34 protein-coding genes are annotated in these 26,992 nt (G+C 27.7%); 24 read left to right on the plus strand and 10 right to left on the minus strand.

Annotated elements, in window-relative coordinates; all coding sequences use genetic code 11:
• The first annotated feature begins 613 nt into the window (after nt 1–613).
• Both GBG18_RS12085 and rraA read left to right on the plus strand, forming a co-directional pair.
• Nucleotides 614–1,864: an MFS transporter gene (locus GBG18_RS12085; RefSeq protein ID WP_152191403.1), complete on the plus strand. Its 1,251-nt coding sequence runs from the start codon at nt 614–616 to the stop codon at nt 1,862–1,864.
• Nucleotides 1,865–2,057: 193 nt separating this feature from the next.
• Nucleotides 2,058–2,540 carry a ribonuclease E activity regulator RraA gene (gene rraA / locus GBG18_RS12090; RefSeq protein WP_152191405.1) on the plus strand — a complete coding sequence of 161 codons (483 nt, stop codon included), beginning with the start codon at nt 2,058–2,060 and terminating at the stop codon, nt 2,538–2,540.
• Nucleotides 2,541–2,562: 22 nt separating this feature from the next.
• Here the strand turns inward: rraA and GBG18_RS12095 are convergent, their stop codons facing one another.
• A complete protein-coding gene (locus GBG18_RS12095) occupies nt 2,563–3,240 on the minus strand; it encodes a response regulator transcription factor (protein WP_152191407.1) in 678 nt (225 codons plus the stop codon).
• A gap of 1 nt (nt 3,241) precedes the next feature.
• The gene (locus tag GBG18_RS12100; RefSeq protein WP_152191409.1) at nt 3,242–5,080 is read right to left on the minus strand and encodes a sensor histidine kinase; all 1,839 of its coding nucleotides are present in this window, start codon (nt 5,078–5,080) and stop codon (nt 3,242–3,244) included.
• Between the two features lie 149 nt (nt 5,081–5,229).
• On the opposite strand from GBG18_RS12100, the gene GBG18_RS12105 reads away from it, so the two are divergent.
• From GBG18_RS12105 to GBG18_RS12140, 8 genes are all read left to right on the plus strand, one after another.
• Nucleotides 5,230–6,267, plus strand: a complete 1,038-nt coding sequence (locus GBG18_RS12105) for a TRAP transporter substrate-binding protein (protein ID WP_152191411.1) — start codon at nt 5,230–5,232, stop codon at nt 6,265–6,267.
• Between the two features lie 10 nt (nt 6,268–6,277).
• Nucleotides 6,278–6,799, plus strand: a complete 522-nt coding sequence (locus GBG18_RS12110; RefSeq protein WP_152191412.1) for a TRAP transporter small permease subunit — start codon at nt 6,278–6,280, stop codon at nt 6,797–6,799.
• A complete protein-coding gene (locus GBG18_RS12115; protein WP_152191414.1) occupies nt 6,796–8,082 on the plus strand; it encodes a TRAP transporter large permease in 1,287 nt (428 codons plus the stop codon). The genes GBG18_RS12110 and GBG18_RS12115 overlap by 4 nt, the downstream gene beginning before the upstream one ends.
• A gap of 106 nt (nt 8,083–8,188) precedes the next feature.
• A complete protein-coding gene (locus GBG18_RS12120; RefSeq protein WP_152191416.1) occupies nt 8,189–8,707 on the plus strand; it encodes a RidA family protein in 519 nt (172 codons plus the stop codon).
• Nucleotides 8,704–9,120, plus strand: coding sequence for a VOC family protein (locus GBG18_RS12125; protein ID WP_152191418.1), 417 nt, complete (start codon nt 8,704–8,706; stop codon nt 9,118–9,120). The genes GBG18_RS12120 and GBG18_RS12125 overlap by 4 nt, the downstream gene beginning before the upstream one ends.
• 2 nt (nt 9,121–9,122) lie before the next feature.
• Nucleotides 9,123–9,965: a glycine betaine ABC transporter substrate-binding protein gene (locus tag GBG18_RS12130; protein WP_152191419.1), complete on the plus strand. Its 843-nt coding sequence runs from the start codon at nt 9,123–9,125 to the stop codon at nt 9,963–9,965.
• Nucleotides 9,966–9,975: 10 nt separating this feature from the next.
• Nucleotides 9,976–10,446 (plus strand): RidA family protein, encoded by a 471-nt coding sequence (locus GBG18_RS12135; RefSeq protein WP_152191421.1) that lies wholly within the window; start codon nt 9,976–9,978, stop codon nt 10,444–10,446.
• Nucleotides 10,447–10,457: 11 nt separating this feature from the next.
• A complete protein-coding gene (locus GBG18_RS12140) occupies nt 10,458–10,928 on the plus strand; it encodes a DUF2721 domain-containing protein (RefSeq protein ID WP_152191423.1) in 471 nt (156 codons plus the stop codon).
• A gap of 64 nt (nt 10,929–10,992) precedes the next feature.
• Here GBG18_RS12140 and GBG18_RS12145 read toward each other — a convergent pair whose 3' ends face one another.
• Nucleotides 10,993–11,385 carry a winged helix-turn-helix transcriptional regulator gene (locus tag GBG18_RS12145; RefSeq protein WP_152191424.1) on the minus strand — a complete coding sequence of 131 codons (393 nt, stop codon included), beginning with the start codon at nt 11,383–11,385 and terminating at the stop codon, nt 10,993–10,995.
• Nucleotides 11,386–11,492: 107 nt separating this feature from the next.
• Nucleotides 11,493–12,266, minus strand: coding sequence for a 2OG-Fe(II) oxygenase family protein (locus GBG18_RS12150; RefSeq protein WP_152191426.1), 774 nt, complete (start codon nt 12,264–12,266; stop codon nt 11,493–11,495).
• Between the two features lie 191 nt (nt 12,267–12,457).
• Here GBG18_RS12150 and GBG18_RS12155 point away from each other — a divergent pair, with 191 nt between their 5' ends.
• From GBG18_RS12155 to GBG18_RS12185, 7 genes are all read left to right on the plus strand, one after another.
• A complete protein-coding gene (locus GBG18_RS12155) occupies nt 12,458–12,748 on the plus strand; it encodes a putative quinol monooxygenase (protein ID WP_152191428.1) in 291 nt (96 codons plus the stop codon).
• Nucleotides 12,749–12,765: 17 nt separating this feature from the next.
• Entirely contained in the window at nt 12,766–13,776 is a 1,011-nt protein-coding gene (locus GBG18_RS12160; protein ID WP_152191430.1) for an L-dopachrome tautomerase-related protein, read from the plus strand.
• A 25-nt stretch (nt 13,777–13,801) separates the two neighbouring features.
• Nucleotides 13,802–14,821 carry an L-dopachrome tautomerase-related protein gene (locus GBG18_RS12165; protein WP_152191432.1) on the plus strand — a complete coding sequence of 340 codons (1,020 nt, stop codon included), beginning with the start codon at nt 13,802–13,804 and terminating at the stop codon, nt 14,819–14,821.
• Between the two features lie 14 nt (nt 14,822–14,835).
• Complete coding sequence (locus GBG18_RS12170) at nt 14,836–15,849, plus strand: zinc-binding alcohol dehydrogenase family protein (protein ID WP_226896396.1); 1,014 nt, start codon at nt 14,836–14,838, stop codon at nt 15,847–15,849.
• Between the two features lie 25 nt (nt 15,850–15,874).
• Nucleotides 15,875–16,165, plus strand: coding sequence for a putative quinol monooxygenase (locus GBG18_RS12175; protein ID WP_152191435.1), 291 nt, complete (start codon nt 15,875–15,877; stop codon nt 16,163–16,165).
• Nucleotides 16,166–16,258: 93 nt separating this feature from the next.
• On the plus strand, nt 16,259–17,140 hold the full coding sequence (locus tag GBG18_RS12180; RefSeq protein ID WP_152191437.1) for a radical SAM protein: 882 nt from the start codon (nt 16,259–16,261) through the stop codon (nt 17,138–17,140).
• A gap of 79 nt (nt 17,141–17,219) precedes the next feature.
• Nucleotides 17,220–18,023, plus strand: coding sequence for an ABC transporter ATP-binding protein (locus tag GBG18_RS12185; protein ID WP_152191461.1), 804 nt, complete (start codon nt 17,220–17,222; stop codon nt 18,021–18,023).
• Nucleotides 18,024–18,110: 87 nt separating this feature from the next.
• On the opposite strand, the gene GBG18_RS12190 is transcribed toward GBG18_RS12185, so the two are convergent.
• Together GBG18_RS12190 and GBG18_RS12195 are read right to left on the minus strand one after the other, a co-directional pair.
• Nucleotides 18,111–19,118 (minus strand): zinc-binding alcohol dehydrogenase family protein, encoded by a 1,008-nt coding sequence (locus GBG18_RS12190; RefSeq protein WP_152191439.1) that lies wholly within the window; start codon nt 19,116–19,118, stop codon nt 18,111–18,113.
• A gap of 85 nt (nt 19,119–19,203) precedes the next feature.
• Nucleotides 19,204–19,518, minus strand: coding sequence for a hypothetical protein (locus tag GBG18_RS12195; protein ID WP_152191441.1), 315 nt, complete (start codon nt 19,516–19,518; stop codon nt 19,204–19,206).
• A gap of 120 nt (nt 19,519–19,638) precedes the next feature.
• Between GBG18_RS12195 and GBG18_RS12200 the strand changes: the two genes are divergently transcribed.
• Nucleotides 19,639–20,508, plus strand: a complete 870-nt coding sequence (locus GBG18_RS12200; protein ID WP_152191443.1) for an AraC family transcriptional regulator — start codon at nt 19,639–19,641, stop codon at nt 20,506–20,508.
• Nucleotides 20,509–20,858: 350 nt separating this feature from the next.
• On the opposite strand, the gene GBG18_RS12205 is transcribed toward GBG18_RS12200, so the two are convergent.
• The gene (locus GBG18_RS12205; protein WP_152191445.1) at nt 20,859–21,239 is read right to left on the minus strand and encodes a hypothetical protein; all 381 of its coding nucleotides are present in this window, start codon (nt 21,237–21,239) and stop codon (nt 20,859–20,861) included.
• Between the two features lie 85 nt (nt 21,240–21,324).
• Entirely contained in the window at nt 21,325–21,879 is a 555-nt protein-coding gene (locus GBG18_RS12210; RefSeq protein WP_152191447.1) for a recombinase family protein, read from the minus strand.
• A 528-nt stretch (nt 21,880–22,407) separates the two neighbouring features.
• Here GBG18_RS12210 and GBG18_RS12215 point away from each other — a divergent pair.
• A complete protein-coding gene (locus GBG18_RS12215) occupies nt 22,408–23,301 on the plus strand; it encodes a replication initiation protein (protein WP_152191448.1) in 894 nt (297 codons plus the stop codon).
• 77 nt (nt 23,302–23,378) lie between these two features.
• On the opposite strand, the gene GBG18_RS12220 is transcribed toward GBG18_RS12215, so the two are convergent.
• Complete coding sequence (locus GBG18_RS12220) at nt 23,379–23,882, minus strand: hypothetical protein (RefSeq protein ID WP_152191449.1); 504 nt, start codon at nt 23,880–23,882, stop codon at nt 23,379–23,381.
• A gap of 2 nt (nt 23,883–23,884) precedes the next feature.
• Entirely contained in the window at nt 23,885–24,295 is a 411-nt protein-coding gene (locus GBG18_RS12225; RefSeq protein ID WP_152191451.1) for a helix-turn-helix domain-containing protein, read from the minus strand.
• Nucleotides 24,296–24,404: 109 nt separating this feature from the next.
• Here GBG18_RS12225 and GBG18_RS12230 point away from each other — a divergent pair, with 109 nt between their 5' ends.
• From GBG18_RS12230 to GBG18_RS12250, 5 genes are all read left to right on the plus strand, one after another.
• Nucleotides 24,405–24,650 (plus strand): helix-turn-helix transcriptional regulator, encoded by a 246-nt coding sequence (locus tag GBG18_RS12230; RefSeq protein ID WP_152191452.1) that lies wholly within the window; start codon nt 24,405–24,407, stop codon nt 24,648–24,650.
• Nucleotides 24,651–24,663: 13 nt separating this feature from the next.
• On the plus strand, nt 24,664–25,173 hold the full coding sequence (locus tag GBG18_RS12235) for a hypothetical protein (RefSeq protein ID WP_152191454.1): 510 nt from the start codon (nt 24,664–24,666) through the stop codon (nt 25,171–25,173).
• On the plus strand, nt 25,166–25,537 hold the full coding sequence (locus tag GBG18_RS12240) for a hypothetical protein (protein ID WP_152191456.1): 372 nt from the start codon (nt 25,166–25,168) through the stop codon (nt 25,535–25,537). The genes GBG18_RS12235 and GBG18_RS12240 overlap by 8 nt, the downstream gene beginning before the upstream one ends.
• Nucleotides 25,534–25,881, plus strand: coding sequence for a hypothetical protein (locus tag GBG18_RS12245; RefSeq protein WP_152191457.1), 348 nt, complete (start codon nt 25,534–25,536; stop codon nt 25,879–25,881). Before GBG18_RS12240 ends, GBG18_RS12245 begins: the two co-directional genes overlap by 4 nt.
• 66 nt (nt 25,882–25,947) lie before the next feature.
• Complete coding sequence (locus tag GBG18_RS12250) at nt 25,948–26,871, plus strand: site-specific integrase (protein ID WP_152191459.1); 924 nt, start codon at nt 25,948–25,950, stop codon at nt 26,869–26,871.
• Nucleotides 26,872–26,992 lie beyond the last annotated feature (121 nt).

The raw sequence follows: 26,992 nt of genomic DNA on the forward strand, positions 1-26,992 counted from the left end.
TTATGCTCACCTATAATTTTAGACGACTGTTGAATCTAATTGGTATTACACTGTTTCAAAAGCTGATAAAAGCCAGTAAAAGTGGCAATATTGAAAGTATAAAACAAGAGATAGCAGAGTATATTACAGTTCTACACTTTTTTAAAGCTTTATTTCGTCAAAAAATGTGTTTATACATCTGAATATTGAAAAATCTTTCTTAAGCTTGATTCTTTTACTTATATAGGGTTAGTTCTTTCACAGTCTCTACAGGTTGTTGAACTTGTTATTTTAACTTAGATACTTTTAAATTCTAAGTATAAATGTATGTTATTACTGCAAACTTACCAATTCCAATATAAAAAAATTGCCAAGTTTGATATAGTGTTTTATCTTCAGCATAACCAAATATCTTGCGTAAGTTCACTCCCAGAATGATTCTCCTTAGGGTGATAATATGCTTCATATTTATGATTTTACTTAGTATTCATCACTTATTTAGTTCCAGGCCAATAGACAACAGTGTTGAGTTGTTTATTAGGTACTCTTTTTCCCCATTACATTTTTCTTTTTTTATTTATACACTTCAAATACACTGTCAAGGTATATACTTTCCAAAATAAAAGGAGTAATGATGACTAAGGAAAAAGTAAATCACAAAAATATATTTATTCTATGTTGTATTGCATTATCTGTTACAGCTATGACTTTTGCAATTAGAGCAGGAATATTAGGAGAATTAGGTGCCAATTTTGGTTTAAGTAGTACGGAACTTGGTTGGATTAATTCAATGGCTTTCTTAGGGTTTCCAATTGCGACAATATTTGGAGGTTTTTTTTATAATACTTTAGGTGCTAAAAAACTAATTACATTAGCTTTCTTTTCTCACTTATTAGGTTTAGGTTTAACTATAGTTGCAGGTGATTTCTGGGGCTTATTTATTTCAAGTTTATTTGTAGGCTTTGCAAATGGTTCAGTTGAAGCAGCTTGTAATCCACTTATTGCAGATAGCTATACAAAGAATAAAAGTACTATGTTAAATAAATTTCATGTTTGGTTCCCTGCAGGTATTGTTATAGGTGCTTTAGTTTCTAAATTTATGACTGATGCGGGATTAGGTTGGCAAATACAAATTGCATTTATGCTTATACCAACATTGATATACGGAATGATGATATTTAAAAGTGCATTTCCAACTTTTGAAAGAGAAGAGAAATCGACAACGAATAATTTTAAAGCTCTTTTTAGTCCATTATTTATATTTATGATTATTTGTATGACTTTAACAGCTACAACAGAGTTAGCAACGGGTCAATGGATTAATACAATTCTAGAGGCTTCAGGCGCATCACCAATGCTTGCTTTAGCAATGATTACAGGACTAATGGCAGTGTTAAGATACTTTGCCGGTCCAGTTATTAATAAATTTAATACTACTGGTGTATTATTATTCTCTGCGATTTTTGCAACAATAGGTTTATACCTATTAAGTGTAACAACTGGAACAATGACATACTTATCTGCAATCATTTTTGCAATAGGAATTACATACTTCTGGCCAACTATGTTAGGTTTTGTTGCTGAAAACAATCATGAAACAGGAGCCCTTGGTTTATCAATGATGGGTGGAGCTGGTATGTTTGCAGTTAGTATGTGGAATCCAGTTGTAGGTGGATGGATTGATAAGGCTAAAGAAAAAGCATTATCAGCAGTAACTGAAGGAGTAGATCCTGATTTAATTGCAGGACAAGCTGTATTGTCAACACTTACAACATTCCCAATAATTTTAATCTTTGCATTTGGTGGTTTATATTTCTATATGAGAAATAGAAATGCTAATAAACAAGAGAATACAAAAGAAGAAATTGAAACACAAATAAATTAAAGTAGTTTACCTATTTTAATAAAAAAGATTACGGATATTTATTCGTAATCTTTTCTCATCAAAAGAACCCAAAAGGTTTGAGTATGAACATCCTTATGATTTTTGAAACAAAACTTTTTCTGGCTCTTCAAAAATAAAAATAGTTCATACTCAAACCTTTTGGGTTTACCAATAAAAAATTAAAAGGAATTATATGAATTTTGATACAGCAGATTTATGCGATGATAATAAAAATAAAAAAATACAAGTACTGTCTTCAGATTACAAAAACTATGGAGGAAGAAAGAATTGCTCTGGAAAAATTGTAACAATTAAATTAGATAAAAGTAATTGGCGACTGCTAGAACTTCTTAGAGATGAAGAAGGAGAAGGAAGAGTTGTAGTTGTTGAAAATGCAAAATATTTTTATGGTGTTGTGGGAGATAAACTAATGGCATTTGCTAAGAATAACAATTGGTCAGGAATAATACTAAACGGATATGTAAGAGATATAGCATACACAAAAGATATAGATGTATCACTTTATGCTATTGGTACTTGTCCCTTAAGAAATTTTGAGAAAACAAATTCTTCAAGGGCTGTTCAACTTAGTTTTGGAGGAGTGACATTTAACGATGGAGATTATATTTATGCAGATGCTGACGGCGTAATTATATGTAATGATAAATTAATATAAAAACAAACAAAAGATATAAGTTTTAAGATTTAAACTTATATCCTTCATTTACTATATTCTCTATAATATCTTCAGGAATTTTCTTTCTAAGGTCTTTAATAAATACTTTTACAGCATTAAACGTCATGAATTTATCACCCCAAATATATTCTTGAATCATATCATAAGTAACTATTTTATTTTTATTTTCAAATAAAAACTTTAAAAAGTGTTTTTCTCTTTTTCTAAGACGTATTGTTTTTTCACCATAAAGTAGTTGATTGTCTTCTAAATCAAGATATAACTCTTCTGTTAATTGTAAACTTTTATTCATATCTTTAAAAAGTGCACTTCTAATTGCTTTTGCAAGTTTTTCGTACGTGGCAGGTTTTAAAATATAGTGATCAATCTTGTCATTAATAAGCTCAAGCAAATATTCTTCTTTTGAATAAGCACTTAGCATAATAATTGGGGTATCTAAAGAAATTTTTCTTATCTTTTTTACAAGTTCAATACCATTACCATCATTCATTTCGATATCTAAAATACATAAATCTGGTTTCTTCTCAATAAAAAGTTCATAGCCATCGTAACCACAATCTGCTTCATATACATTTTTAAAATATAATCCTAATGTATTTGCCACTCTTTTTCTAATTTTATCATCATCTTCTACTATTAGTACGTTTAAATTCTTAACTTTCTTTGCTAATTCTTTCATATCAAACCTCTCCTATTTCTATTTTGAAAACTGCCCCATTATCATCATTACTAACACTTAAACTTCCATTCATATGTTTCTCAATGATCATCTTGCTCATATAAAGTCCAAGTCCTGTTCCTAGAGATTTCTTAGTTGAAAAATAGGGTTCAAAAATCCTTTCCATATTTTCCATTTTGATTCCTCCAGCATTATCTTTTACAATTACTACCGAGTTATCATCTATGACATCTATTATTAAGTCTACTGTTTTATTTTCTATTTCTTTTGAGATTAATTCATCTTTTGCATTGATAAATAAGTTTAATATTACTTGCGAATACTCTCTTCTATATCCGCTTATTTCTTTATCTTCCAATATCTTAAACACAAGATCAATTTCTTCATTTACATAAGTATCTTTAATTAAAGCTTTAGCATCTTCACAAGCTTTCGAAATGTAGAAATATTCTTTTTCCTTCTCTGGCCTAAAAAACTTTTTAAAATCTTCTATTGTCAAAGACATATGTTCCAAGATTACTGTAGCCTCGCTTAGTGAGCTATTAATATATTTTTTTTTAGCTTTTTTACATTCTATTAATGCTTGAAGTTCCATTATAATTCCAGCTAACTGACTAAGAGGTTGTCTCCATTGATGGGAAATCATATTAATTAGAGTTCCCATTCTCGCAAGTCTTGATTGATGAAGCATTGCCCTATCTTTTTCTTTTGCCTCTGTTATTGCTATTTCAATTTTTTTATTTAAATTTAAATTTAAGACATTTAATTCATCTTCTCTACTTTTTACTCTTTTTTGATAATTACTAAATGTCAAATTAATTTTTCTTGAAATTTCAACTGCAATATATGATGAAATTAATATAAGCAATAAGGAGATAATAGTAATAGTTCTTATATAATCTAATATAGTAGTTTCAAGTTGTTCTTTTTTTTGAGTTATAACTTTTTGAATATCATCAGCATAAACTCCTGCACATAAAACCCAATTCCATTCTTTATATAACTTAACAAAAGTTCTTTTTTGTATTCTTTTTGTTTTATATGGCTTGTGCCAGACATATCTAACAAATGTACCTTTTGGATTTTTTATTGCTGCTTTTACAAATTTTTGTATTAACTCTGGATCATCACCATCTTGCATGAATGTATCATCTTGTCCTATTTCTTCTTGTCGAAAAGGATGTGATAATAAAATATTTGTATTTGAATATATGAAAAAGTAATTATCATCACCAAATCTTAGATTTTCAAGCCATCGAGCAACTGTATTTTTTAAAATATCAATATCATTAAATACATCTCTTTTAATTGCTATAATGATATTCTCGTCTTTAAAATATTGAAAATAATAAAGATTTGTTTGTTCTTTTAGAATCGAGTAGACCTTTTTCTTTTTTATATCATTGAATATAGATGTGATTTCAGTTTTATTAAAAAAAACATCTTTATTTTTAATTAACAAATCTTTATTTATATCATATATGATGAAATCACTATCAAGACTTGAACTTTGTTCTATTACCTTTAAATATTCATCTTCTTTCAAATTTTTATTTTTAATTACTTTATAAAAAGTTTTCATTTTATCTGAAAGATTATCCTTAACAATATTTATAGTATTTTCTTTATGAAACTTTATATATTTATATATATGTTCAATTTCCTCTTGAAGTAAGGTTTTTTGATCTGATATGTAATCCTTCTCAATGTTTACAACTTCTCTTTCTAAGTGATTTTCTTGAATAAGAATTAATGAATATAAAATCATCGTAGACAAAATTAAAATAGTAACTATTGGTGCGAAGATAATTAGTTTTGGTATATTTTTTTCTGAAAACATTATTTATTCCTATTACTTTACTTTAATAATATAACAGTAATTTTAGCATATAAAAGCTTTTTTTGAATATAAAGAATGATTTCTTAGAAAAGACACTTCAAATACATTCTCCTAGGTTAAAATTTTAAATAATAAAAAAAGGATATAAAATGAAAAAAACAATCTTATTAACATTAGCGGGATTAGTTCTTACATCAAGTGCAATAGCTGCACCTGATAAATTAAGAGTAGTAGGTTCATTTAGCAGTCTTACTATGTATAGTGAATTTGAAAAACCATATTGGAAAAAAGAAATTAGAAATGAATTTCCAAAAATCAAAGCTAGAGTAACAAGTCTTGGTCAAGTAAAGCTAAAAGGTGCCGCACTTTATAGACAGTTAGGAAAAGGAACTTTTGATGTAGTTTCAACAATTGGTGGATATATAGTATCTGATTCACAAGCCATAGCAGGACTTGATTTACCAGCTATCGCTCAAAATATTACAGTAGCAAGAAATGTTGTAGATGCATATAAACCTACAATAGAAAAAACTTTGAAAAAAGATTTCAATTCAAAACTTTTAGGAATAATGCCTTACCCTGCACAAATCTTATTTTGTAAAGATGAAATATCATCATTAGAAGATTTAAAAGGGAAAAGAGTAAGGGCTGGATCATGGACTGTTGCTGAGTTCCTTGATGGAGTTGGAGCTACAGGAATTACTATGCAATATGGAGAAATAGCACAGGCATTACAAAGAGGTGTTCTTGATTGTGCAATTGCTGGAGGTATTCCAGGATATGCAGCAGGATGGGGAGCTATTGCAAACCACCTTTACCCTATTCCTGTAGGTGGATGGGCTTATGTTCTTACTGCTATGAATATGGAAACGTGGAATAAGTTCTCAAAAGAAGAACAAGAGAAACTATTAACTTCATATAATACTAAAGTTATAGAACCTGTTTGGAAAAAAACTGACTTTGAATCAAAAGAAGGTGTTAAATGTCTTACTGGACAAGATTGTTCATTTGGAAAGACTTATAATATGAAACTTGTAAACTTTAAAGAAAAAGATTTAGATTTATCAAGAAAAGTTTTAACTGAAAATGTATTACCAAAATGGGCAAGTAAAGTATCTCCTGAAATTGTAACTGAGTGGAACAATACAGTAGGAAAAGTAGTTGATTTAAAAGCTATTGCAGAATAAGAAGTCTAGTATGACAAATTACTTAGAGAAAAGCTCAAAATATATTATTTATGTTTGTGGTCTCCTACTATTTCTTTGCGCCTTTTTTACGGGCGTAGAGGTTTTATTAAGAAAATTCTTTCTTATTTCCTTAGGTGGTGTTGATGAAATATCATCTTATGTTTTAGGAATTTGTATTTCATGGTCAATAGCCTATGTACTATTTGAGAAAATGCATATTAGAATAGATATTTTATATCATAAAATTTCGAAAAAAGCTCAATATATTTTAGATTTAATATCTATGCTTTCAACTTTTGTTTTTATTAGTCTAATTTCATTTTTTGCTTTTGATGTATTTTTAAGTTCTTTTGAAAAGAATTCTTTAGCTAATACTCCTTTAGGAACTCCCTTATGGATACCTCAATTACTATGGGCAAGTGGCTTTATCTTTTTTTTAATTGTAATCATAATTTTAATATATAAATGTCTGCAGAATATTTTTTCAGAAAGAAAGAATGATATAGCAGTTATAAAAAAGGATATTTTATGACAGTAATAATAGTATCTTTAGTTGTATTATTAGGTTTATTAGTATTATCTGTACCTGTTGCTTCATCAATTGCAGGAGTTGCAATAATCGTTGGTTTTTTCTTTTCTGATTATCCTATTTTTGGATCAATTGGAGAAATCACGTGGACAACAAGTACAGAATATATACTTTTATCAATTCCTTTCTTTGTATTATTAGGTGAATTATTACTGCATTCAGGAATCGCAAAAAAGATTTATTTTGCACTTAATGTTTGGTTATCTTGGCTTCCAGGTGGTTTAATGCACTCAAATATAGCAGCATCTACATTTTTCTCATCAATATCAGGTTCCTCAGTAGCCACTGCCGCAACTATTACAACAGTTGCAATGCCTCAAGGTGAAAAATATGGATATAACGCAGGATTATTTGCAGGGTCAATCGCAGCAGGTGGAACTTTAGGTATATTAATTCCTCCTTCTTTAAACCTAATTATCTATGGGTTTTTAACAAATACCTCTATTCCTGAATTGTTTATTGCAGGATTAGTACCAGGTGTTTTATTAGCTTTACTATTTATGTTTTTTATATTTTTACACTCAATATATACAAAAGGTGTAGAAAAAGAAGTAGAAAAGTATTCTTGGAAGGAAAAACTTTCTGAACTGAAAAACCTTTTACCTGTAGTATTTTTATTTATGGTTATTATGGGTTCAATTTATTCAGGACTGGCAACTCCCACTGAAAGTGCAGCACTTGGAGTTATAGGAACATTAATAATTATATACTTTTCTAAAATGTTAAATAAAGAAGTTATCATAAAATCAGTTGAAGGAACTTTAAAAACAACTGGAATGATTATGTTAATTATAGTTGCAGCAAACTTCTTAAACTTTGTACTTATGTCAGTAGGTTTAATTGATGAAATTGAGTATTTAATTGAAGATTTAAATGTTTCAAAATATATGCTTTTATTTATAGTAACTATAGTTTTTATCATTTTGGGATTATTTATTGAAACACTATCTTTAATGGTAATTACAATTCCAGTTATCACACCAGTCATGATTTCTATGGGCTTTGATAGTGTATGGTTAGGAATTTATTTAATCATATTAATTGAAATGGCACTAATTACTCCACCCGTAGGGCTTAACTTGTACGTAGTTCAAAGTATTAGAAAAAAAGGAACTATAGTAGAAGTAATGAAAGGATGTATTCCTTTCGTATTAATTATGTTATTAATGGCATTTTTACTAATTATATTCCCTCAAATCACACTTTATTTAGTACAGTTTGTATAAAAAAGAGGTCAATTTGACCTCTTTTATCTTTTTATAAAAAGTACACCTCGATAACATTTCCTATAGTTATACTTTTATATCTTAAAAATTAAAAGGAGGAAAAATCATGATAAAAAGAATTACAGAAGAAAAATCTGGATTAAACAATTTAACACCAGAAGAAAGACTTAAATCATTAGATTTAGAACTACCAGCTGTAGCAGGTTCAGTAGGGAACTATGCTCCATGGGTTGAAGTTAATGGAATGATATATACATCTGGTCAATTACCTTGGATTGATGGAGATATGAAATATTCAGGAAAACTAGGTGATAAATTAACTGTAGAAGATGGCTATGAATCATTTAAAATCTCAGCACTAAATGCAATTGCACAATTAAAAGATGCAGTAGGAGAATTATCTCGAATAAAAAGAATTGTAAGACTTGAAGGTTCGGTACAAGCAACAGCAGATTTTACAGATCAACCAAATGCACTTGATGGAGCATCAGAATTAGTAAATTATGTATTTGGAGATAAAGGACGTCATTCTCGTATGGTTTACACAGACCCGGGCATGTGTTTAGATTGTACTACATTAGTCGTATTATGGGCTGAAATAGAAAAAGAAAAGGAACTTACATGAAAATAAATTTTGATCACATTTCGTTGAGAGCTAAAAACCCATCTGAAATGAAAAATTTTCTAATTGAATTATTAGATTTTGAAATAGGCTTTAGACCAGACTTCCCTTTTGAGGGGTATTGGTTATATTCAGGGAAAAAAGATGTAGTTCATATTTTTAATGAACAAGCAACTTTTTATAAAAAAGGTTTAATTAAAGAAAATATTGAAGAAGAATCTACTGGAAAAAATATTGTAAATCATGTATGTTTTTATAGTGATGATTATGAAGAATTAATGGCACGAATTAGAAAAATGAATTTAGATTATTCTATAAACCTTGTACCAGATTGTTCTATCGAACAAATATTTATTAATGCACCTGAAAATCTTATTTTAGAGATTCAAGCAATTCCCAAAGATAAAAAGGAATAAAAATGGCAATTGGAAAACTTATTAATAGTAAAAAAGAATTTATTCAAAATGCAATAGAACAAAAAGGTAAAAAAGAAAAGATAGTTTTAGGGATTACTGATTTATCTTTTCATAGGGTAACAGGAGCTTTAGTAACTTATGTTCTCGAACAAATGGGATTTGAAGTTGAAAGAAAATATGCCTTACATGAAGAAAACTTTAGAAGATTAAAGAATATGGAAATTGATATGCTCTCTTCTGCATGGATACCTTCAAGTCATGGTGTTTATAAAGAAAATGTTGAAAAAGAGATAAAAATAGTTGAATTAGGTTTGCATTATAAACCATATGCTTTGTGGGGCGTTCCTTCTTACGTTCCCAAAGATGAACTAAATCAAATCTCAGATTTACTAAAACCAGAAATATCAAAAAAAATGATTAAACAAATCCAAGGTATTGGTCCAGGTGCAGGTATTACAAGATTCTCAATAAAAATGATGGATGAGTACTTTTTAAATGCTGAAGGGTATACATTTAAAACAGGAACTCAGGATGATTGTGTGAAAGCTTTTGAGGATGCAGTTTCTAAAAAAGAGTGGGTGATAGTACCTCTTTGGCAACCACAATTTTTACATAACAATTATGATATTAGAGAATTAGAAGAACCTAAAGGTCTATTAGGAATAGTTGATAGAGCAGTATTATTATGTTCAGAGAATAAGTTAAATAAGATTCTAAGTACAGAACAAATTAATATTCTAAATAACATAGTTTTATCAAATGAAATAGTTTCAGAACTTGATTATTATCATTGTGTAGAAGGATTAAGTGAAGATGAAGCAGTAAAAAAATGGATTTTAAAATAAAGGATAGAAAATGAATAAAATAGAAAAAAGACTACAAGAACTAAATATTGTTCTTCCTGAAGCAAAGCCAGGAGTTGGAGCATATAAATCATGGGCAATATTCTCTGATAATATTGTTTGTACATCAGGTCAACTTCCTTGGGAGGGTGACAAATTAGTTTATACAGGAACTTTAGGAAAAGATGTTGATATTAAAACGGGATATGATTGTGCAAGATTATGTACTATTCATGCAATTGCCCAATTAAAAGAAGCAACTAATGGAGACTTAACAAAGGTAAAACAAATAATTAGAGTTGAAGGAAATGTTCAAACGGCACCAGATTTTTATAACCATGCAGAAGTTTTAAATGGAGCGAGTGAATTATTAAATGAAGTATTTGGGGATATTGGAATCCATACAAGAACAGCACAAGGGATGAGCTCTTCTCCACTTAATTCTCCTACACTAATCTATCTTTTCGCAGAAATTGAAAAATAGGTTAATTATATATGCAAACAACAATTGAAACTGTAGATACTGTAGCTCATCTAATTCAATTATCAGTAGCTCCAGTTTTTTTAATAGCAGGAGTAGCTGGACTACTTAATGTTTTTACAGGAAGAATGGCTAGAATTGTTGACAGACTTGAAAAAGTTGATAGCTATATTGCAAATCAAAAAACCATAGAGGATAGAGAAAAAGCAGAGGAAAAACTTTTCCAAAGAAGAATTTTTCTTACAAAAAGGCTACAAAATATTAACTATTCTATTTTTTTTAGTACAACTACTGGATTGTTAATTGCAATGGTAATTGTAACAATGTTTCTAAGTACCTTATTTGCATTTAAAGATTCAATATTTATCTCATCTTTATTTATAATTGCCATGATTTCATTGATCTTATCACTTTTTCTTTTTTTACGTGAGATTCACTTTACTACCTCATTTATAAAAAATAAGAAAACAAGATTAAAAAGATAAATATAATAAAAATAGTTTACTGATTAAATCAATGCTACCAAAGTATTGATTTACTTAAATATTACTAACCAATCGATCCAATTTTTTTAACAACTTCAGATTCACAACATTTACTACCTTCTAAAACTTCACCATGATCTTTTACGTAAGTTATTCCCCAATGAAACATATCTTTAAATAGGGGTCTTAACTTTTTACCTGAATCAGTCAAAGAATAAACTACTTTAGTAGGAACCTCTGCAAATACTTCTCTATTTATAATATTCTTTAATTCTAATTCTTTTAACTTAATTGTTAATGTTTTTTGAGATACCTCTGGAATACATTGGTGTAAATCTTTGAATCTTTTATTCTCTGCAAGTAGATGCCAAATAATGAATAGTTTCCATTTATCGTTGAAGATATCAAGAGTTACTGCTACTGAACACTCATATTCTTTATCATTAATTTTGTACATTTAAATCCTTTATAAATGGAACCTTACCTTAAAATTCCTTAGTTTACTTTACTTACTGTAATAGATGTTTTCATAAATAAATATAACTTTTGAAAAGTTATATTTATTTATTTTTCAAAAAGAACATCTGTCCTAATTATATACTTAAGCCCTGAAAGAATTTTTTCAGAACTATGTAAACAATGTAAAGGATGAGAACCATGAGGAAAACATAGAACGCCACCTGCAGGTGTTCTAATATTTATTTTATTTGTATTTACAATATTTCTTGCCGGTTTGGAAGGATTATTCTTATCTGTCAAAAACTGCGTAGCTCCACCTTCAAAATCTTCACTTAAAAAAATCAAAAATGTCATTTGACTAAATCTGTCTGGATATGCATCTGCAATAATTTCTTTATTAATAACTGCACTTCCAGGCCAAGCTCCATCAGAGTGAACTTTAAAAAAATCTTCTTTTTTATATTTATAAAATCTAAATCGTTTATTTAGGCCTAAAGCTTTTTTACCATTAAAGAGAGAATGCTTATCAAACATAAAATCTTTTACCCTATTCCAAATAATATCATGTATTGTATCATCAATAACCCAAGTTAAACTATTGTTATGTCTTACACTTCTAGGTAAAGATACGGCAGCATCTTCCACGTATCCTAAGGTATCTGTTTGATTAATAAAACGTATACATTCTTCTTTAGATAATATATTTAATAGTTGAAAAGTACCTGGTAAATTATCAACCTCAATTCTTTTTATTTTTAAAGTTGTATCTTTTGACAAATTTACTTGATTTTCATTATTTGTAGCCCAAGTTGGTATTAAATTATTCTCTGCTCCTGATTCTCTTGCCACAACATAAAAATCTTTTTCTATTTTATTCATTTATAACTCCTTCTAAAATACCCAGTTAGAATAATTATACTATAAAGAATATTATATTACCTTACATTCAAAAAGTATCGTAAGGTATTTTTAAGTCCACTAGTGTTAATATTCCATTACTTACTTTTTTTGCTGTAAAGAGCAAAAAAGTAAGTAAGAAATAAAATTTAAAATTAATAGAAGGAAATTACATGACAAAGTTAACAATCGTTGCAAATATTATTGCAAAAGCTGACAAAGTAGAAATGGTAAAAACTGAGCTTTTAAAACTTATTGATATCACAAGATCTGAAGAAGGTTGTATAAATTACGATTTACACCAAGATAGCGAAAATAAAGCTCATTTTTTATTTTATGAAAACTGGGAATCTAGAGAATTATGGCAAATACATATGGGCAATAAACATTTAGCAGATTATATGGTAGCAACTGAGGGTGCTGTAGAACAATTTATTTTAAATGAAATGTCTCAAATAGAATAATAAATAAAAGGAAAACAATGATAAAAATTAATAGATATTTACTAAGTACTTTTTTGACATTTGCAACTTTTGCATCTGCAAACAATATTAAAATGGTAGAAACAGTAGCAACTTTTGAGAATATTAGACCAGCTAATATGGCAATTTCAAAAAATGGAAGAATGTTTGTAACCGGACATCCTATTGTTAATTCAACTAAAAAAGTTATAGAGGTTTCTGCTATTGGTACAAAAAATGTTTATCCAAATGTAAAATATTCTGATTCTACTAATGGTTATGACTCAATTATCAAAGCTACAATTGGTATAACTGTTGATAGTAAAGAAAATCTTTGGATTTTAGATATGGGAGCAAAGCAATTTGTAGTATGGAATATAAAAGAAAACAAATTAAATAAAATCATAAAAATTCCAGAAAATGTACTTACTAAAACATCTTTCCTACAAGATTTTGCACTTGATGAAAAAAGAAATAGAGTAATAATTGCAGATATGACTCAAGGTGATTTAAAGAGTGCTCCAATTCCTGCATTTGTTGTTATTAATACACTTTCAGGAAAAGCTTCAAGAATAGCACAGTCTCATCCTTCTATGATGCCTGATTTTGAAGGCGGATTTGCTTTAAATCCTATTGCTATTGATCCTACTTTTGAGTGGGTATATTATGGTGCATTAAATGGTAAAAAAGTTTTTAGAGTTCCTGCTCGAAATTTTGATAATGAAAAAAAATTAATAAAAAATATAGAAGAATATGCTCCAAAATCATATAGTGACGGAATAAAAGTAGATAAAAACCAAAATGTTTATATTACAGATATTGAAAAGCAAGCAATTGGTGTATCGAATAAAGATGGATATAAAATAATTGCAACTCTTCCAAAAGGTCAATCTTGGCCAGATGGTGTAGAAATAAAAGACGGTTATGTTTATGGAGTTATTAATCAACTAAATAGAACTCCTGCACTTAATAATGGCAAAGATGATACCCAAGGTTCATTTTTAATAGTAAAAACTCCATTGATAAAATAGATTAGTATTAAAAAAAGGAAATGAAATGAAATTAAGTAAAATATTAATAGGTTCAATTTTGGCTGTACTAACTTTTGCATCAGCAAATAGTCTTAATGATGTAAAAGAAACAGAAGTTTTTGCGAAATTTGAAAAACAAAGACCTGGAAACTTTGTTATTTCAAAAGACGGTAGACTTTTTGCAACAAATACACCTTTAATTAATCCTGAGACAAAAGTATTTGAATTATCAGCTATGGGTACTGCTAAACCTTATCCAAATGATGAATTCTCGCATGGTAAAGATTCAATTATTAAAGCCACTATTGGAATTAGAATTGATGCTAATAATAATCTGTGGGTATTGGATTTAGGTGCAAGACAATTTATTGTATGGAATATAGAAGAAAATAAAATAAATAAAATTATAAAGATTCCAGCAGACGTAACCACTTCAACTTCATTTTTACAAGATTTTGTTTTAGATGAAAAAAGAAATAGGGTAATTATTGCTGATATGACTCAAGGTGATTTGCAAAGTGCTCCAACTCCTGCATTTGTTGTTATAGATATGGATACTGGTAAAGCTTCAAGAGTAGCTCAAAACCACCCATCTATGATGCCTGAAATTGAAGGAGGATTTGCCTTAAACCCCATCGCAATTGATCCTAATTTTGAATGGCTTTATTTTGGAGCAATGCATTCAAAAAAAGTTTATAGAGTAAAAGCTTCATTTTTTGATAATGAGAAAGAAGTAGCAAAGAATATTAAATACTATGCGCCAAAATCATATAGTGATGGAATGACTGTAGATAAAGGTCAAAATTTATATATAACGGATGTTATAAATAATGCTATTGGTTTTTCAAACGATAAAGATGGGTATAAAATAATTGCAAAAGTACCAAAAGGAAGTTCTTGGCCAGATGGTTTAGTTATAAATGAAAAAGATGGATATCTTTATGGAACTGTTGATCAGTTAAATAGAACAGCTGCTTTAAGTCCTGACAAAAAAGATGAGAGTACTGCTCCTTTTTTAATTGTTAGAACAGAGCTAATTAAATAATGAAAGGAAAATCAATGAAAGCTGTAGGATTTAAAAAATCACTTAAAATAGAAGAAAATGAAAGTTTAATTGAAATTGAAAAAGAAATACCAAAGGCAGAAGGTTTTGATATTGTAGTTAAAGTAAATGCAATATCAGTTAATCCTGCAGATACTAAAATAAGAATTAGAACAGCTCCTGATAAAATATTAGATACTCCAAAAATCATGGGATATGATGCAGTTGGTATTATTGAAGAGATTGGAGAAAAAGTAACAAACTTTAATATTGGTGATAGGGTCTTTTATGCAGGTGATGTAACAAGAGATGGTTCAAATGCAGAATTCCAATCGGTTGATTCAAGAATAGTAGCTTTGGCTCCTGTTAGTTTAAGTGATGCTCAAGCAGCAGTACTTCCTCTAACATCTCTAACAGGATACGAAGCTTTATTTGATAGATTGAGAATTAATCCACATGAAAAGAAAACTATCTTAATCATTGGAGGAGCAGGAGGAGTTGGTTCAATCACAACTCAAATAGCTAAACAGTTAACAAATTTAACAGTTATTGCAACGGCTTCAAGAGAAGAAACTATCCAATGGTGTAAAGACATGGGCGCAGACCATGTAGTAAACCATAAAGATTTAGTTAATTCAGTTAATGAAGCTGGATTTGATACTGTTGATTATATTTTCAATGTAGCGGATACAAAAGGACATTGGGATTCAATGGTTGAACTGATTGCACCTCAAGGAATGATATCTTCAGTTGTTGAATTTGAAGGTGGCATTGATTTAAGTAAATTACAAGCTAAAGCAGCTGGATTTATATGGGAACTAATGTTTACAAGGTCTTTATTTAATACAAAAGATATGCATAGACAAGGTGAAATTTTATCAGATATAGCTAATTTAGTTGATTGTGGAAGAATAAAAACAACTTTAACTCAAACACTAAATGGTTTTTCTGTAGAGATATTAAAAGAAGCTCATAAAAGAGTTGAATCAAGTACTTCAATAGGTAAATTAGCTATTGATTATTCAAAATAAATAAATAAAAAACAAAGGATAAAAAATGGCAAAATTAACAATTGTTGCAAATATTATTGCAAAAGCTGACAAAGTAGAAATGGTAAAAACTGAGCTTTTAAAACTTATTGATATCACAAGATCAGAAGAAGGTTGTATTAACTACGACTTACATCAAGATAATGAGAATGAAGCTCATTTTTTATTTTATGAAAACTGGGAATCTAGAGAATTATGGCAAATACATATGGGCAATAAACATTTAGCCGATTATATGGTGTCAACTGAGGGTGCTGTAGAAGAATTCATCTTAAATGAAATGTCACAAATAGCATAATTTTTTACTAGAGATGGGTGTAAATATGCCCATGTCTTTTTTTAGAATGGGAAAATATTTTATTATTCTAAAAAAAGAACAAAAGGACAAAGCATGAAGTTTACAGGAATAACATATAGACCACCACCAGAATCAAATACAATGTTACTTCAAGTAACTGCTGGATGTGCACACAATAATTGTACATATTGTTCTATGTATACAAATGTAAAATTTAAAGTAGAAAATATTGAGCAGATTGAAAAAGATTTACAAGAAGCAAAAAGAATTTATGAAGCTCAAAAAAGAATCTTTTTAGTAAATGGTGATGCCTTTGTTTTAAGTGCAAAAAAACTGAAGATTATTTCAAACAAAATTTTAGAATATTTCCCAATGATGGAAACTATTTCAATGTACTCTTCAATTAGAAATATTATGACTAAAACTGATGAAGAATTAAAAGAGCTAAGAGAAGATTATAAAATCAATGATTTATGGGTGGGAGTTGAAACAGGCGATGCTGATATTTTGAAATCTTTTAATAAAGGTTATACAATGGATGATACCTATACTCAACTACATAGATTAAATAAAGTGGGAATAGATTATAACTGTAAACTAATGCTTGGTACGGGTGGCACAGGAAAAGGAATAGAAGTTGCTAAAAAAACTGCAAAGCTTATTAATGAAACAAAACCTAAAATGGTTAGAGAAACTACACTTGGTTTTTTTGAAGGAACTCAGCTTTTAAGTGATGTTGATAATGGAGTATTTACTCCTGCATCAGAATTAGAGATTTTAGAAGAACAGAAAAAATTAATTGAATTAATTGACGTGGAAGATATACATTTTGCTAGTAATCATCATATAAATGCTGTGAGTGTGCAAGGTTATCTTCCTATTCAAAGACAAAGAATGATTGATTCAATTGATTACTTTATAAATATCTCTGATAAAAGTTTTTTAAATAGTGTATCTAAAAGACAAAGCGTATAAAGTAAAAGAAAAAATGATAAAATCAAACCTATAAACTCTTTATGTGTTTAATTAAAAATAGGACAATACTTTGACTAATATGAAAAATAGTTCTGATACTATTATCAATTTTGAAAATATTTATGTAAGTTATGATGTAAAACCCATACTTGAAAATATAAATCTTAAAATCAAAGAGAAAGAACATTGGGCTATATTAGGTTCAAATGGAAGTGGTAAATCTACGCTTATTAAACTTATATCAAATGATCTTTATCCAAATACTAAATATCATTTCAAAAAAGAGATATTTGGTAAAACTAGATGGAGTATCTTTGATCTTAAAAAGAATCTAGGAATTATTACTAATGATTTACATAACTACTTTGAAAAACAGGGGAGTTTTTTAACAGCTTACGAAGTGATTCTTAGTGGTTATTTTAGTAGCATTGGTGTTTTTAAACATCAAGACTTTAAACAAGAACAACATGCTAAAGCTTTAGAAGTTTTAGAGTTCCTTGAAATATTAGATATAAAAGATAAAAGAGTAGGGCACATGAGTACGGGTCAACTAAGACGTTGTATTATTGGACGTGCATTGGTTCATAATCCTAAAGCTTTTATATTAGATGAACCGACAGTTGGACTTGATATAAAAGCTCAAAGAAGTTTTATAAAAGTAATTCAAAAGCTCTCACAAAAAGCTTCAATTATATTGGTGACTCATCATATAGAAGAAATTTTTCCTGAGGTTTCACACGTAGCACTTGTTTATAATAAAACTATTTTTAAACAAGGAAGAAAAGAAAAAATACTCAGTTCTAAAAATTTATCAGAGATTTTTGAAATAGATATAAATCTTGAAGAAGAGAATGAAAAGTATTACATAAAAAGTATAATTTAACAATAGTTATTCTTCTAGGTTAAATATATTTATACTGTAATAGAAAACATTTCTAAATGTTTTCTATTATTTTTATAATAAAGTAATTTAGAATATAATAGCCGTCTTTCCTACTGCTTTACCACTTTCACTTAATTTATGAGCAGCTTTAAAGTTTTCTACACTAAAGCCATTAAAAGTTTTTGATAGTGTAGATTTGATTTTACTTTGATCTACTAATGAAGTAATCTCAGCTAAAATATCACTTTGTTTTTGGATATCTTTAGTGTTAAACATTGCTCTTGTGAACATAAATTCCCAAATAAAAGTAACTGATTTAGCTTTTAATTTATTTATATCAATAGGTTCTTCAGTATCAACAATTGAACAAATTTTACCTTGTGGAGCAATAAGTTCAGCCATAGAATCCCAATGGATGAAAGTATTAGCAACATTAAAAATATAATCTATACTTTCAAATCCAGCTTCATTAACTGAATTTACTAAATCTCTATGATTTACAACATGGTCTGCACCCATATCTTTACACCACTTTGTTGTTTCTTCTCTTGAAGCAGTTGCAATTACTGTTAAGTTAGTTGTTTGTTTTGCAATTTGTGTTGCAATTGATCCAACGCCACCAGCTCCTCCAATAATTAAAATAGTTTTATTTTCACTAGGATCTATATTCATTCTATCAAACATAGCTTCCCATGCAGTTAATGAAGTAAGAGGTAAAACAACTGCTTCTTCATCACTAATAGATGTAGGTGCAAGTGCAACTATTCTTGAATCAATTAGTTGGAACTGTGCATTTGAACCATTTTTAGTTACATCTCCTGCATAAAATACTTTATCTCCTTGCTTGAAGTTTGTAACTTTTGAACCAATACTTTCAATTACACCAATTCCATCATAACCTAAAATTTTTGGATCATCTAAAATAATATCTTTTGCTGAATTTACTCTAACTTTTGTATCAACAGGGTTCATTGATGCAGCAATTACTTTTACAACAATATCAAATTCACTTGATATTGGTTTTTCTGCTTTAAATTCAATTAAACTATTTTCCTCATCTATCTCATATGAAGTATTAAATCCTATTGCTCTCATTTTATTTCCTTTTTTTATTACATATTTTAAATCTTACTACTTTAAAATTTCAATAACAGTTAATTCTATAAATTAACTATCTTTACTATAAATAATTACGTCCCTTAAATTTGTAGATAAGAAAATTATCTATTACTTCTTTTCTTGATTTTTTTAAAAATACTTTTAAATCTTCTAATATTTCTTTTTTAATATCTAAATCTATTCCATTAAATGAAATTTTTGTTGAACCAGATTCTAAACAAGTAATATTTAAACCTCTATTTGAAAAATGGTTATAAGCTAATTCCGCAAATGGATGATATATCTGAATACTATTATTAGAAGTTTCAACTGGTAAAAATTCAAATCCTGAATAAGTGTTTTCTTTAAAATTTTTAACTATAGGTTTTCTATTCATCTTTTTATCCTTAACTTTTTTATTAAGTATAGTTAATATAAAAAAATAATTCTCTATCTCATATTTGATTTTTATTATCCCATATTGCTTTTTTACTTGCCCTCTGATATAATAATTAGTATGAAAAAAGACACAAAACATATCAGAGCTGATATTGTAAATCAATCATTAAACTATATTTATAAATATATTGATACTGATATTAAACTAGAAGAGTTAGCAAAATTAAATAGCGTTAGTAAATATCACTTTCATAGAATTTTTAAAGAAGAAACTGGAGAAAATCTTTTTGATAGAATAAGTACAATAAGACTTCAAAAGGCAGCAAATCTCTTAATTACAAATACTTATTCAACTATTAGTGAAATAGCAAACATGTGTGGGTATTCTTCTCATACTTCTTTTATTAAGGCTTTTAAGAAACGTTTTATCTATACACCTAGTCAATGGAGAAAAGGGGAATATAAAAATTTCACAAAAGATAAACTTGATTTAGAAGAAAACTTTCATGAAATATTTAAAGATATAGAACCTATTATAAAAGTTGTTCCTACAAAAATTTGTGCATATATAAGACATAAAGGTTATGATGGAGCTGCCTTATCTAAACTATGGCAAAGACTTCTTGCCTTTTCCTATCAACAGAATATTAAAGATAGCATTCAAATTGGTATATATCATGATAATACAATTATAATACCATATGAAGAGTGTAATTATATTGCTGCGCTTGAAGTAGAACCATCATTTAAACCTACAAACTCAATTAGTAAATTTGAAGTTTTAGAATCTTTGTGTGCAGTTTTTCATTATGAAGGTAAATATGGAGATATTTGTAAGCTTATGACTTATATTTATCAATATTGGATGCCTGGTAGTGGCTATGAAGCAATGACTTTACCATCATATGTTATATATCATAAAAATCACTATCTTGAAGAAAATGATTCTTTTAGTTTAGATTTTTATGTACCCATTAGAGTTGTATAATTAAGTCAAAAAGTTAAAGAATCTATAGTGGAAAAGTCACAAAACTAATAAAAGATGGTAGTTCATTCTTTCTATACTTTTTTAAGCACATAATTTAGTGTATTTCATGTGCTTGGTTATATCTAAATTAAGTTCATCATAATGTCCTCATCAGTAGGTTACAGATAAGACATAGTTATTTTTACATCAAATACATACGGTTTACTTATATCCTTGTCAAAACCTCTTATATTTGGAACACGAATCACTCATATTAGTTTTTCGTGTTCCACAAAGTGTTCAAAAAGTAAAAACTGTAAAGTTCTACAAACCTTAAGGGATTATGGAACAAGGATTACTAATATATTTTACTATTTCATTTCATTTAATGAAACTAAATTATCATTAGATATATGTTTTTTTACAGTGTTAAAACTTACTCCAGATTTTTTAGCTATTGCATAATGAGTTATAGTTTTTTTCTCTGTTTGAAGTATTTCAATTGCTAAATCTATTTTATATTTAACTTTTTCAGTTCTTGCTTTAGTAGCTTTAGATGCAGCAGTAGATTTACTAGAACTATATTCAATACTTTTAGGGTTATGTAATTTAGCTATTATATTAAATCCCTTAAATGCTTCCATATCTTCATACTGTTTTTCAACTTCTTTTAATTTATCAAAATCAATACATTTTATTAAATTATCATATTCAAGTTCTGTAAGATCTATTCTTTTATAAAAAATCTTCATCTGTATACTTTCCTTTATTGTGTTGTTTCATTTAATGAAATGAAAGAGTATTTATTTTTAACTATTTTTTAGAGTACATAAGAGTTTATCTTCTATTTAAACTATCAATTAATGTACTTCTCTTTACATTAAATGTTCTACATATTGCAGCTTTACTCATACCACCTTCTAAAGCTTTTTTTATTGCAATTAATTTTTCATCATCTATTGCACGAGGTCGTCCACCTCTTATTCCTCTTTGCTTAGCAGATTCAAGTCCAGCTTTTACTCGTTCTTGGATTAAAGATCGTTCAAATTGAGCTAATGCCCCAAAAATATGAAAGAATAGTTCTCCTGCAGCTGTTGTTGTATCCATTCCTTCTGTAATTGATGCAAAAGATATATTTTTATTTTTTAAAGAAGTAATTACACTAATTAGATGAGCTAAGCTTCTTCCTAAGCGATCTAATTTCCAGACGACTAAAGTATCTCCTTCTTTTAAAAATTCAATTGCTTTATCAAGACCAACTCTTTTATCTTTTGAACCAGATGTTTTATCAGAAAATATATTTCTTTCATCAACACCATATTTAATTAGTGCATCTTTTTGTAAATTTAAATTCTGATCATCTGTTGATACTCTTATATATCCTACAAACATACGAAAAACCCCTTTAATATAGTATTCGTATTGTATCACAATCCGATAGTGTTTATCGTATATTATTTGGGTGTTTTTTAGAAGTTTTATAGATTTTTTAAGAGGGTGTCGGAAAACAGATGTTTTCTAGTTTCCTAAAAGGTAAAAAATAAAGTTTTTTTAAATATGACTGTTTATAGTCAATATTTAAAGTACTGATTCAACTAATTTAAGGATAATTATTTATCCTTTATGGATTATTTGATTAATTTATTAATATTGAAATAAATGAGTGTTATTTGAAGTGATTTCTGAATATTTCAATTTATTTACTTTACTCTAGTAAACTGATAAAATATGCTTAGAAAATGAATATTGTGAGCTCGTCAAGCAAACAACTAATCTGCTCAACAAATAATTCGGAAGACTTTATTTGATGAGCTCAGAGTATTTATTTAGATAAGTTGTTTATTTGACGATGCACTAATTTTATCTATTTAAAATCATATACTCAAAGATTCATAAGAATATTGAATATATAGGTTACTAATGTCAGTCTTACCACAAATAGGTAGTGAGATATTTACTTTTTTTGAGCAAAATAATAATTTCGAAACTTTACAAGTTAGAAAGAAAAGTGGAATATATGGAAAAGTAAATAAGAGTTCTATTCTAAAGTATCCTCAACGATATACAGGAATACAAGTTAATAGTAGTTGCTACATAAATGCTTTAGCTTTTGACTGTGATCATGAAGATATTTTCAGGTTTTTAGACTTTAACATGCCATCTCCTTCTGTTACTTCGATTAATAAGCATAATGGTAAACATCATCATCTTTACTATCTAAAAGATTCTATTCCATTAGATTATGCAAATATTAAAACAAGTAGGTATTTAGCAGATATTTATAATGGCATGGCAACTAATTTAGAAGCTGATAGAAGCTACTCTACAATAATTACAAAAAACTTCATGAACCCATCAGGTTTTAAAATATATGGAAATTTAAAAAGATACTGTTTATCTGATTTCTCTGAATCTATTAAAAAAAAATCGCAATGGAATAATCAATTAATTAGGGATGAAGATACATTTTTTAGCAGACATATAAAACTCTTTAATGATCTCCGATACCGTGGTTACAGTATTGCTAAGAAGTGTGATAGGTATGATTTATTATATTCTGAACTAAATAACTTTGCTAATATAGTTAATGAAAAATTTGAGAATAAAATAAAAGTAAAACATATAGTTAATAATGTTGCAAATTTCTGTTGGGAAAATAGATTAAATTTTAATAATAAAAGATGGAATTGGGATGGATATATAAAACAAGACAAAGAGTTAAGTTTTAAAAATAGATCAATTAAACAAACTATTAGAAGAAGGAAAGAGATGTTAGATAAGTCTCCTTTGAATTTTAAAAATATTAATTTATAAAAATCAAATAGTCCTTTTTTAATTCAAACATTAATTTTTATTTTGATAATACAAAGACAAAATTACAATAAGGTATATTACGCTGTAGAGGCTTCTTCTCTAACTGGCTTTAGTGTAGTATATTTTAAATCTATAAAATAGTTTTGATAGAAACTCATGAAGTTTTCTACATCTTTTTTAAAAATAAAATCGATTACTTTAGGAATATCAGGTCTCTCATGTGTAAGTATTATACTATTACCTTTCTGTTTAATTTTAATATTATTATAAGGTAATATGCTCCCATTTATAATGCAAAAGTTTTGATATAGATGTATATATTTTTGTGATTTTAGTAGCATAAACTGAATAGTTATAACTCCTAATAATATTACAATACTAATATATTGCATTTTATTAATATTTAATAATAGATAGGAAATAGGAACTAGGATAAGATATAAAAATAAAATTTTAAAAAAAAAAGTATAAAATATAAGAGTTTTTATTGGAGTTCTAGGTTCACCAATATTGATTTGAGTTCCAATCTGTGTTGAATTCTTTCCATTTTGGTTGAATAAAATAGAATCTTTTTCTCCCATAACTATTCTTCTATCATTTTAGGAATTATTAAATTAAGTTCAGTTTTTAATTTTTCTTTCTTTTCTTGTGTATAAGCTAAATTTGTTAATGCTTTAAAAATTGACATCAAATCTTTATCAATATTACTATCTTCTTGTTTATTTATTCCAAAATTATTTATATCTTTAGAACCTAAATTTAATTGCTCCCCAATTTGTTGACTATTCGCACCATTTTGAATAAAATTTGTACTAAATATTTCGGAATAAATACCAAGTTCACGACACTTCTTTTTTATTGCATTAATAGATCCTCTTTGTCTCCAACTTGAAATAGTTGATTGCGAACTATCTATTTTTTGCGCAAGATCAACAATAGTACTTACCTTATAATAATCCATTAATTTATCTATATAAAACTCTAAATCATTCATTAATACTCCATATATTACATTTTATTAGTTAATATTACATATTTAAGACTTAACTAAGTAATAATTTGCGATAATACTTTTCTAAACACATAGAAAGGAGATATATCGCATGGATAGTATAGCAAATATTATTGATGAAATCAATAATATAAACGTGAAATATAAAAAGTATATTGCATTAAATCAAAAACAAACTGCAGAAATAATAGGCGTCAGTAGCAGTACTCTAGAAAACTGGCGAAAACAAGGAATAGGAATAGAATATATAAAAACTGGAATAGGTACAAAAGGACGTATTCTCTATCCTAAGCAAAAGATCGCAGAATTTTTATTAAACACAATAAAAACTGCATAATTAGAAAATCAAAATGATGAAAGATATAAATTATTACACTCAGAAAATCGAGATTTTTATGAAAATCTCGATTTCAAAGCAAGATAGTCTAGTAAATTGGTTTAAAAAACAAAATATCTTAATTAAACTTGAAATCTTCAAAGAAAAAAAGAATCAATTCTATAAGTTAAAAAGTATTGATGCTGATATTGATAAGGAACTACTGGATTATATTTCTTTGCTTAAAGCAATAGAAAAGTTGAATAGACAAGAAGAATATCTAAAGAAAAAAAATAAGAATATGACAATAGAAAATATTAAAAGTATAAGTAATATTGAAATCATAAAGTTAAGAAAAGCAAGAAAAAGAAAGAAATATGAACAAGTTTTGAATCGTTGGTCGATAGTAACAAGATTGAGAACAGAGTCTGTTAGTTGGAGAGGGATAGAAGAATACTTTTTAACAAAATACAAGATTAAAATATCGCATCAATGGTTGAGACATATGTATATAAATATAAATGAAGGAAAAGAAGTTGAATGAAATAGCACTAACGTTTATATTCTCTTTTGGAGTGATTACATCACTTTTTATTACAAGTCTAATGATAAAAAGTATTTTTGAAAAGTTAAATTCTGAAATGAAAGAATCTCATGAAATGATGCAAGGTATATTAAATCAACAAGTAAAAGAATTGCTAACTTCAAATGATTTCACAAAAAATAGACTTGATTCTAATGATGAGTTAATAAATCAATTAAATTCAACAATTAAGGAGGTTGATCGTTATATCTCAATACTTAATGTTGAGATATCAAACTTAGGTGTTTTAGTTATGAATAGAGAAGTATTAGAAAATGAAATAATTAAATTAAAGAGAATTATTAAGAGGAAGGAAAAACAATGATTGGAATAGACAATTATGATGCAATTGAACAAATATTTGTGCAGGAGACATCACAACATGAACAAAATATATATGCTTTGTATTTAAGTGATTATCGAAATGAGGATGTATATTATCTAAACTATGATGTTATTTTTGGAAGTAAGTTTAAGAATAAAATTATCAAAAGTGGTATAAATGAAGTGGATTTCTTTAATTCTTTAAATAATGAAATAAATGCATTATCAGAAGATCAGCGAATGGTTCTGTGTAAAAAAGTAAAAGAACATGAAGATAAAATGTACCATACTGAGGTTCCTGAAATTAATACTTTGAGACCATTTGTTAAATGGGAATGCGAATAATTATACTTCTTTAATAGCCAATTAAATGATTAATTGGCTATTAAAAGTTAAAAAGGAGAATTATATATGAGAGGAAGTACTTATTTCCAAACAGCGCAACTTACTAAAATTATATTTAGAGAGTGTGCTAAAAAAAAAGATCGTATAAATCCAAATCATCAAGATTATCAAGTAATATCTTCTTTTAAATCCATGGAAACTTATCGGAATGTATGGAATAACTTTCTAAATTATTTGAAAGAACATTGGAAACTAAAAAACTCTGAATTAATTACAGCTGAACATGTTGAAGCATATTTATTATATAAAGTTGAGTATCATCCAAGCAAACAGTATATAGAGAAAATTTCTTCTGCAATTGGGAAATTAGAAATTGCATTAAATCGATATTCAAAAGAAAAATACAATAACCCAATAATCTATGATTTCAGAATAAGAGAAACGACACTTAATAATATCAGAGATTTAAAACTAGTAGCAAACAATTATCATAATAGAGTTTATTTAGATCCTTTAATTATAATAAACAATATGAAAGATGATAAACATAAATTAGCAGCAAAAATACAATTGCAGGGAGGTGCACGAGTTGAAGCTGTAACTTTAATAAATTTGCATCAATTACGAGGATTTCAAAGAGATAGAATTTCTAATAATACTAAAGGTGTAATTGAAACTGTTGAGAAAGGTGGGAAGAAAGGGGATGTCTTTGTTTCTGAATCAACATACAAAGAATTAGAAAATTATTTTGAAGATAATAATATTAATCAATTTAGGATTAAATACGCAAAATATACAGACGACATTAAACAATCATGTCTTGAACTCAATATTCTATCTCACAGTACTCACGGTTTTAGGTGGACTTTTGCACAAAATCGTGTGCGCGAGTATCAATATTACAATTATTCATATGAACAAGCTCTTCAAGCTGTTTCATGGGAGATGAAACATTTTAGAGCAAGTATTACTGAACACTATCTTCAATAGTACTTCTTTGCTCTTCTTCGTAATTTATGAAAAGAAAGGAAATCTAGATTTAAACTGTTCAAAAATAGAAAGAAAAGTGTTTTTATTTAATAAAAAAACTAATGTCTATTTATAAATCCTA

This window comes from Poseidonibacter ostreae (genome assembly GCF_009208075.1).
Taxonomy (GTDB): domain Bacteria; phylum Campylobacterota; class Campylobacteria; order Campylobacterales; family Arcobacteraceae; genus Poseidonibacter; species Poseidonibacter ostreae.

Bases quoted from the DNA above. Each gene is read 5' to 3' on its own strand.
- GBG18_RS12100 (WP_152191409.1), bottom strand. From the start codon at position 5,080: ATGTTTTCAGAAAAAAATATACCAAAACTAATTATCTTCGCACCAATA.
- GBG18_RS12120 (WP_152191416.1), top strand. From the start codon at position 8,189: ATGATAAAAAGAATTACAGAAGAAAAATCTGGATTAAACAATTTAACA.
- GBG18_RS12225 (WP_152191451.1), bottom strand. From the start codon at position 24,295: ATGAATGATTTAGAGTTTTATATAGATAAATTAATGGATTATTATAAG.
- GBG18_RS12145 (WP_152191424.1), bottom strand. From the start codon at position 11,385: ATGTACAAAATTAATGATAAAGAATATGAGTGTTCAGTAGCAGTAACT.
- GBG18_RS12125 (WP_152191418.1), top strand. From the start codon at position 8,704: ATGAAAATAAATTTTGATCACATTTCGTTGAGAGCTAAAAACCCATCT.
- GBG18_RS12105 (WP_152191411.1), top strand. From the start codon at position 5,230: ATGAAAAAAACAATCTTATTAACATTAGCGGGATTAGTTCTTACATCA.
- rraA (WP_152191405.1), top strand. From the start codon at position 2,058: ATGAATTTTGATACAGCAGATTTATGCGATGATAATAAAAATAAAAAA.
- GBG18_RS12190 (WP_152191439.1), bottom strand. From the start codon at position 19,118: ATGAGAGCAATAGGATTTAATACTTCATATGAGATAGATGAGGAAAAT.
- GBG18_RS12245 (WP_152191457.1), top strand. From the start codon at position 25,534: ATGATTGGAATAGACAATTATGATGCAATTGAACAAATATTTGTGCAG.
- GBG18_RS12180 (WP_152191437.1), top strand. From the start codon at position 16,259: ATGAAGTTTACAGGAATAACATATAGACCACCACCAGAATCAAATACA.
- GBG18_RS12205 (WP_152191445.1), bottom strand. From the start codon at position 21,239: ATGAAGATTTTTTATAAAAGAATAGATCTTACAGAACTTGAATATGAT.
- GBG18_RS12230 (WP_152191452.1), top strand. From the start codon at position 24,405: ATGGATAGTATAGCAAATATTATTGATGAAATCAATAATATAAACGTG.
- GBG18_RS12185 (WP_152191461.1), top strand. From the start codon at position 17,220: ATGAAAAATAGTTCTGATACTATTATCAATTTTGAAAATATTTATGTA.
- GBG18_RS12250 (WP_152191459.1), top strand. From the start codon at position 25,948: ATGAGAGGAAGTACTTATTTCCAAACAGCGCAACTTACTAAAATTATA.
- GBG18_RS12150 (WP_152191426.1), bottom strand. From the start codon at position 12,266: ATGAATAAAATAGAAAAAGATTTTTATGTTGTGGCAAGAGAATCAGGA.
- GBG18_RS12130 (WP_152191419.1), top strand. From the start codon at position 9,123: ATGGCAATTGGAAAACTTATTAATAGTAAAAAAGAATTTATTCAAAAT.
- GBG18_RS12215 (WP_152191448.1), top strand. From the start codon at position 22,408: ATGTCAGTCTTACCACAAATAGGTAGTGAGATATTTACTTTTTTTGAG.
- GBG18_RS12210 (WP_152191447.1), bottom strand. From the start codon at position 21,879: ATGTTTGTAGGATATATAAGAGTATCAACAGATGATCAGAATTTAAAT.
- GBG18_RS12200 (WP_152191443.1), top strand. From the start codon at position 19,639: ATGAAAAAAGACACAAAACATATCAGAGCTGATATTGTAAATCAATCA.
- GBG18_RS12135 (WP_152191421.1), top strand. From the start codon at position 9,976: ATGAATAAAATAGAAAAAAGACTACAAGAACTAAATATTGTTCTTCCT.
- GBG18_RS12235 (WP_152191454.1), top strand. From the start codon at position 24,664: ATGATGAAAGATATAAATTATTACACTCAGAAAATCGAGATTTTTATG.
- GBG18_RS12195 (WP_152191441.1), bottom strand. From the start codon at position 19,518: ATGAATAGAAAACCTATAGTTAAAAATTTTAAAGAAAACACTTATTCA.
- GBG18_RS12175 (WP_152191435.1), top strand. From the start codon at position 15,875: ATGGCAAAATTAACAATTGTTGCAAATATTATTGCAAAAGCTGACAAA.
- GBG18_RS12165 (WP_152191432.1), top strand. From the start codon at position 13,802: ATGAAATTAAGTAAAATATTAATAGGTTCAATTTTGGCTGTACTAACT.
- GBG18_RS12170 (WP_226896396.1), top strand. From the start codon at position 14,836: ATGAAAGCTGTAGGATTTAAAAAATCACTTAAAATAGAAGAAAATGAA.
- GBG18_RS12095 (WP_152191407.1), bottom strand. From the start codon at position 3,240: ATGAAAGAATTAGCAAAGAAAGTTAAGAATTTAAACGTACTAATAGTA.
- GBG18_RS12085 (WP_152191403.1), top strand. From the start codon at position 614: ATGACTAAGGAAAAAGTAAATCACAAAAATATATTTATTCTATGTTGT.
- GBG18_RS12115 (WP_152191414.1), top strand. From the start codon at position 6,796: ATGACAGTAATAATAGTATCTTTAGTTGTATTATTAGGTTTATTAGTA.
- GBG18_RS12220 (WP_152191449.1), bottom strand. From the start codon at position 23,882: ATGGGAGAAAAAGATTCTATTTTATTCAACCAAAATGGAAAGAATTCA.
- GBG18_RS12140 (WP_152191423.1), top strand. From the start codon at position 10,458: ATGCAAACAACAATTGAAACTGTAGATACTGTAGCTCATCTAATTCAA.
- GBG18_RS12110 (WP_152191412.1), top strand. From the start codon at position 6,278: ATGACAAATTACTTAGAGAAAAGCTCAAAATATATTATTTATGTTTGT.
- GBG18_RS12160 (WP_152191430.1), top strand. From the start codon at position 12,766: ATGATAAAAATTAATAGATATTTACTAAGTACTTTTTTGACATTTGCA.
- GBG18_RS12155 (WP_152191428.1), top strand. From the start codon at position 12,458: ATGACAAAGTTAACAATCGTTGCAAATATTATTGCAAAAGCTGACAAA.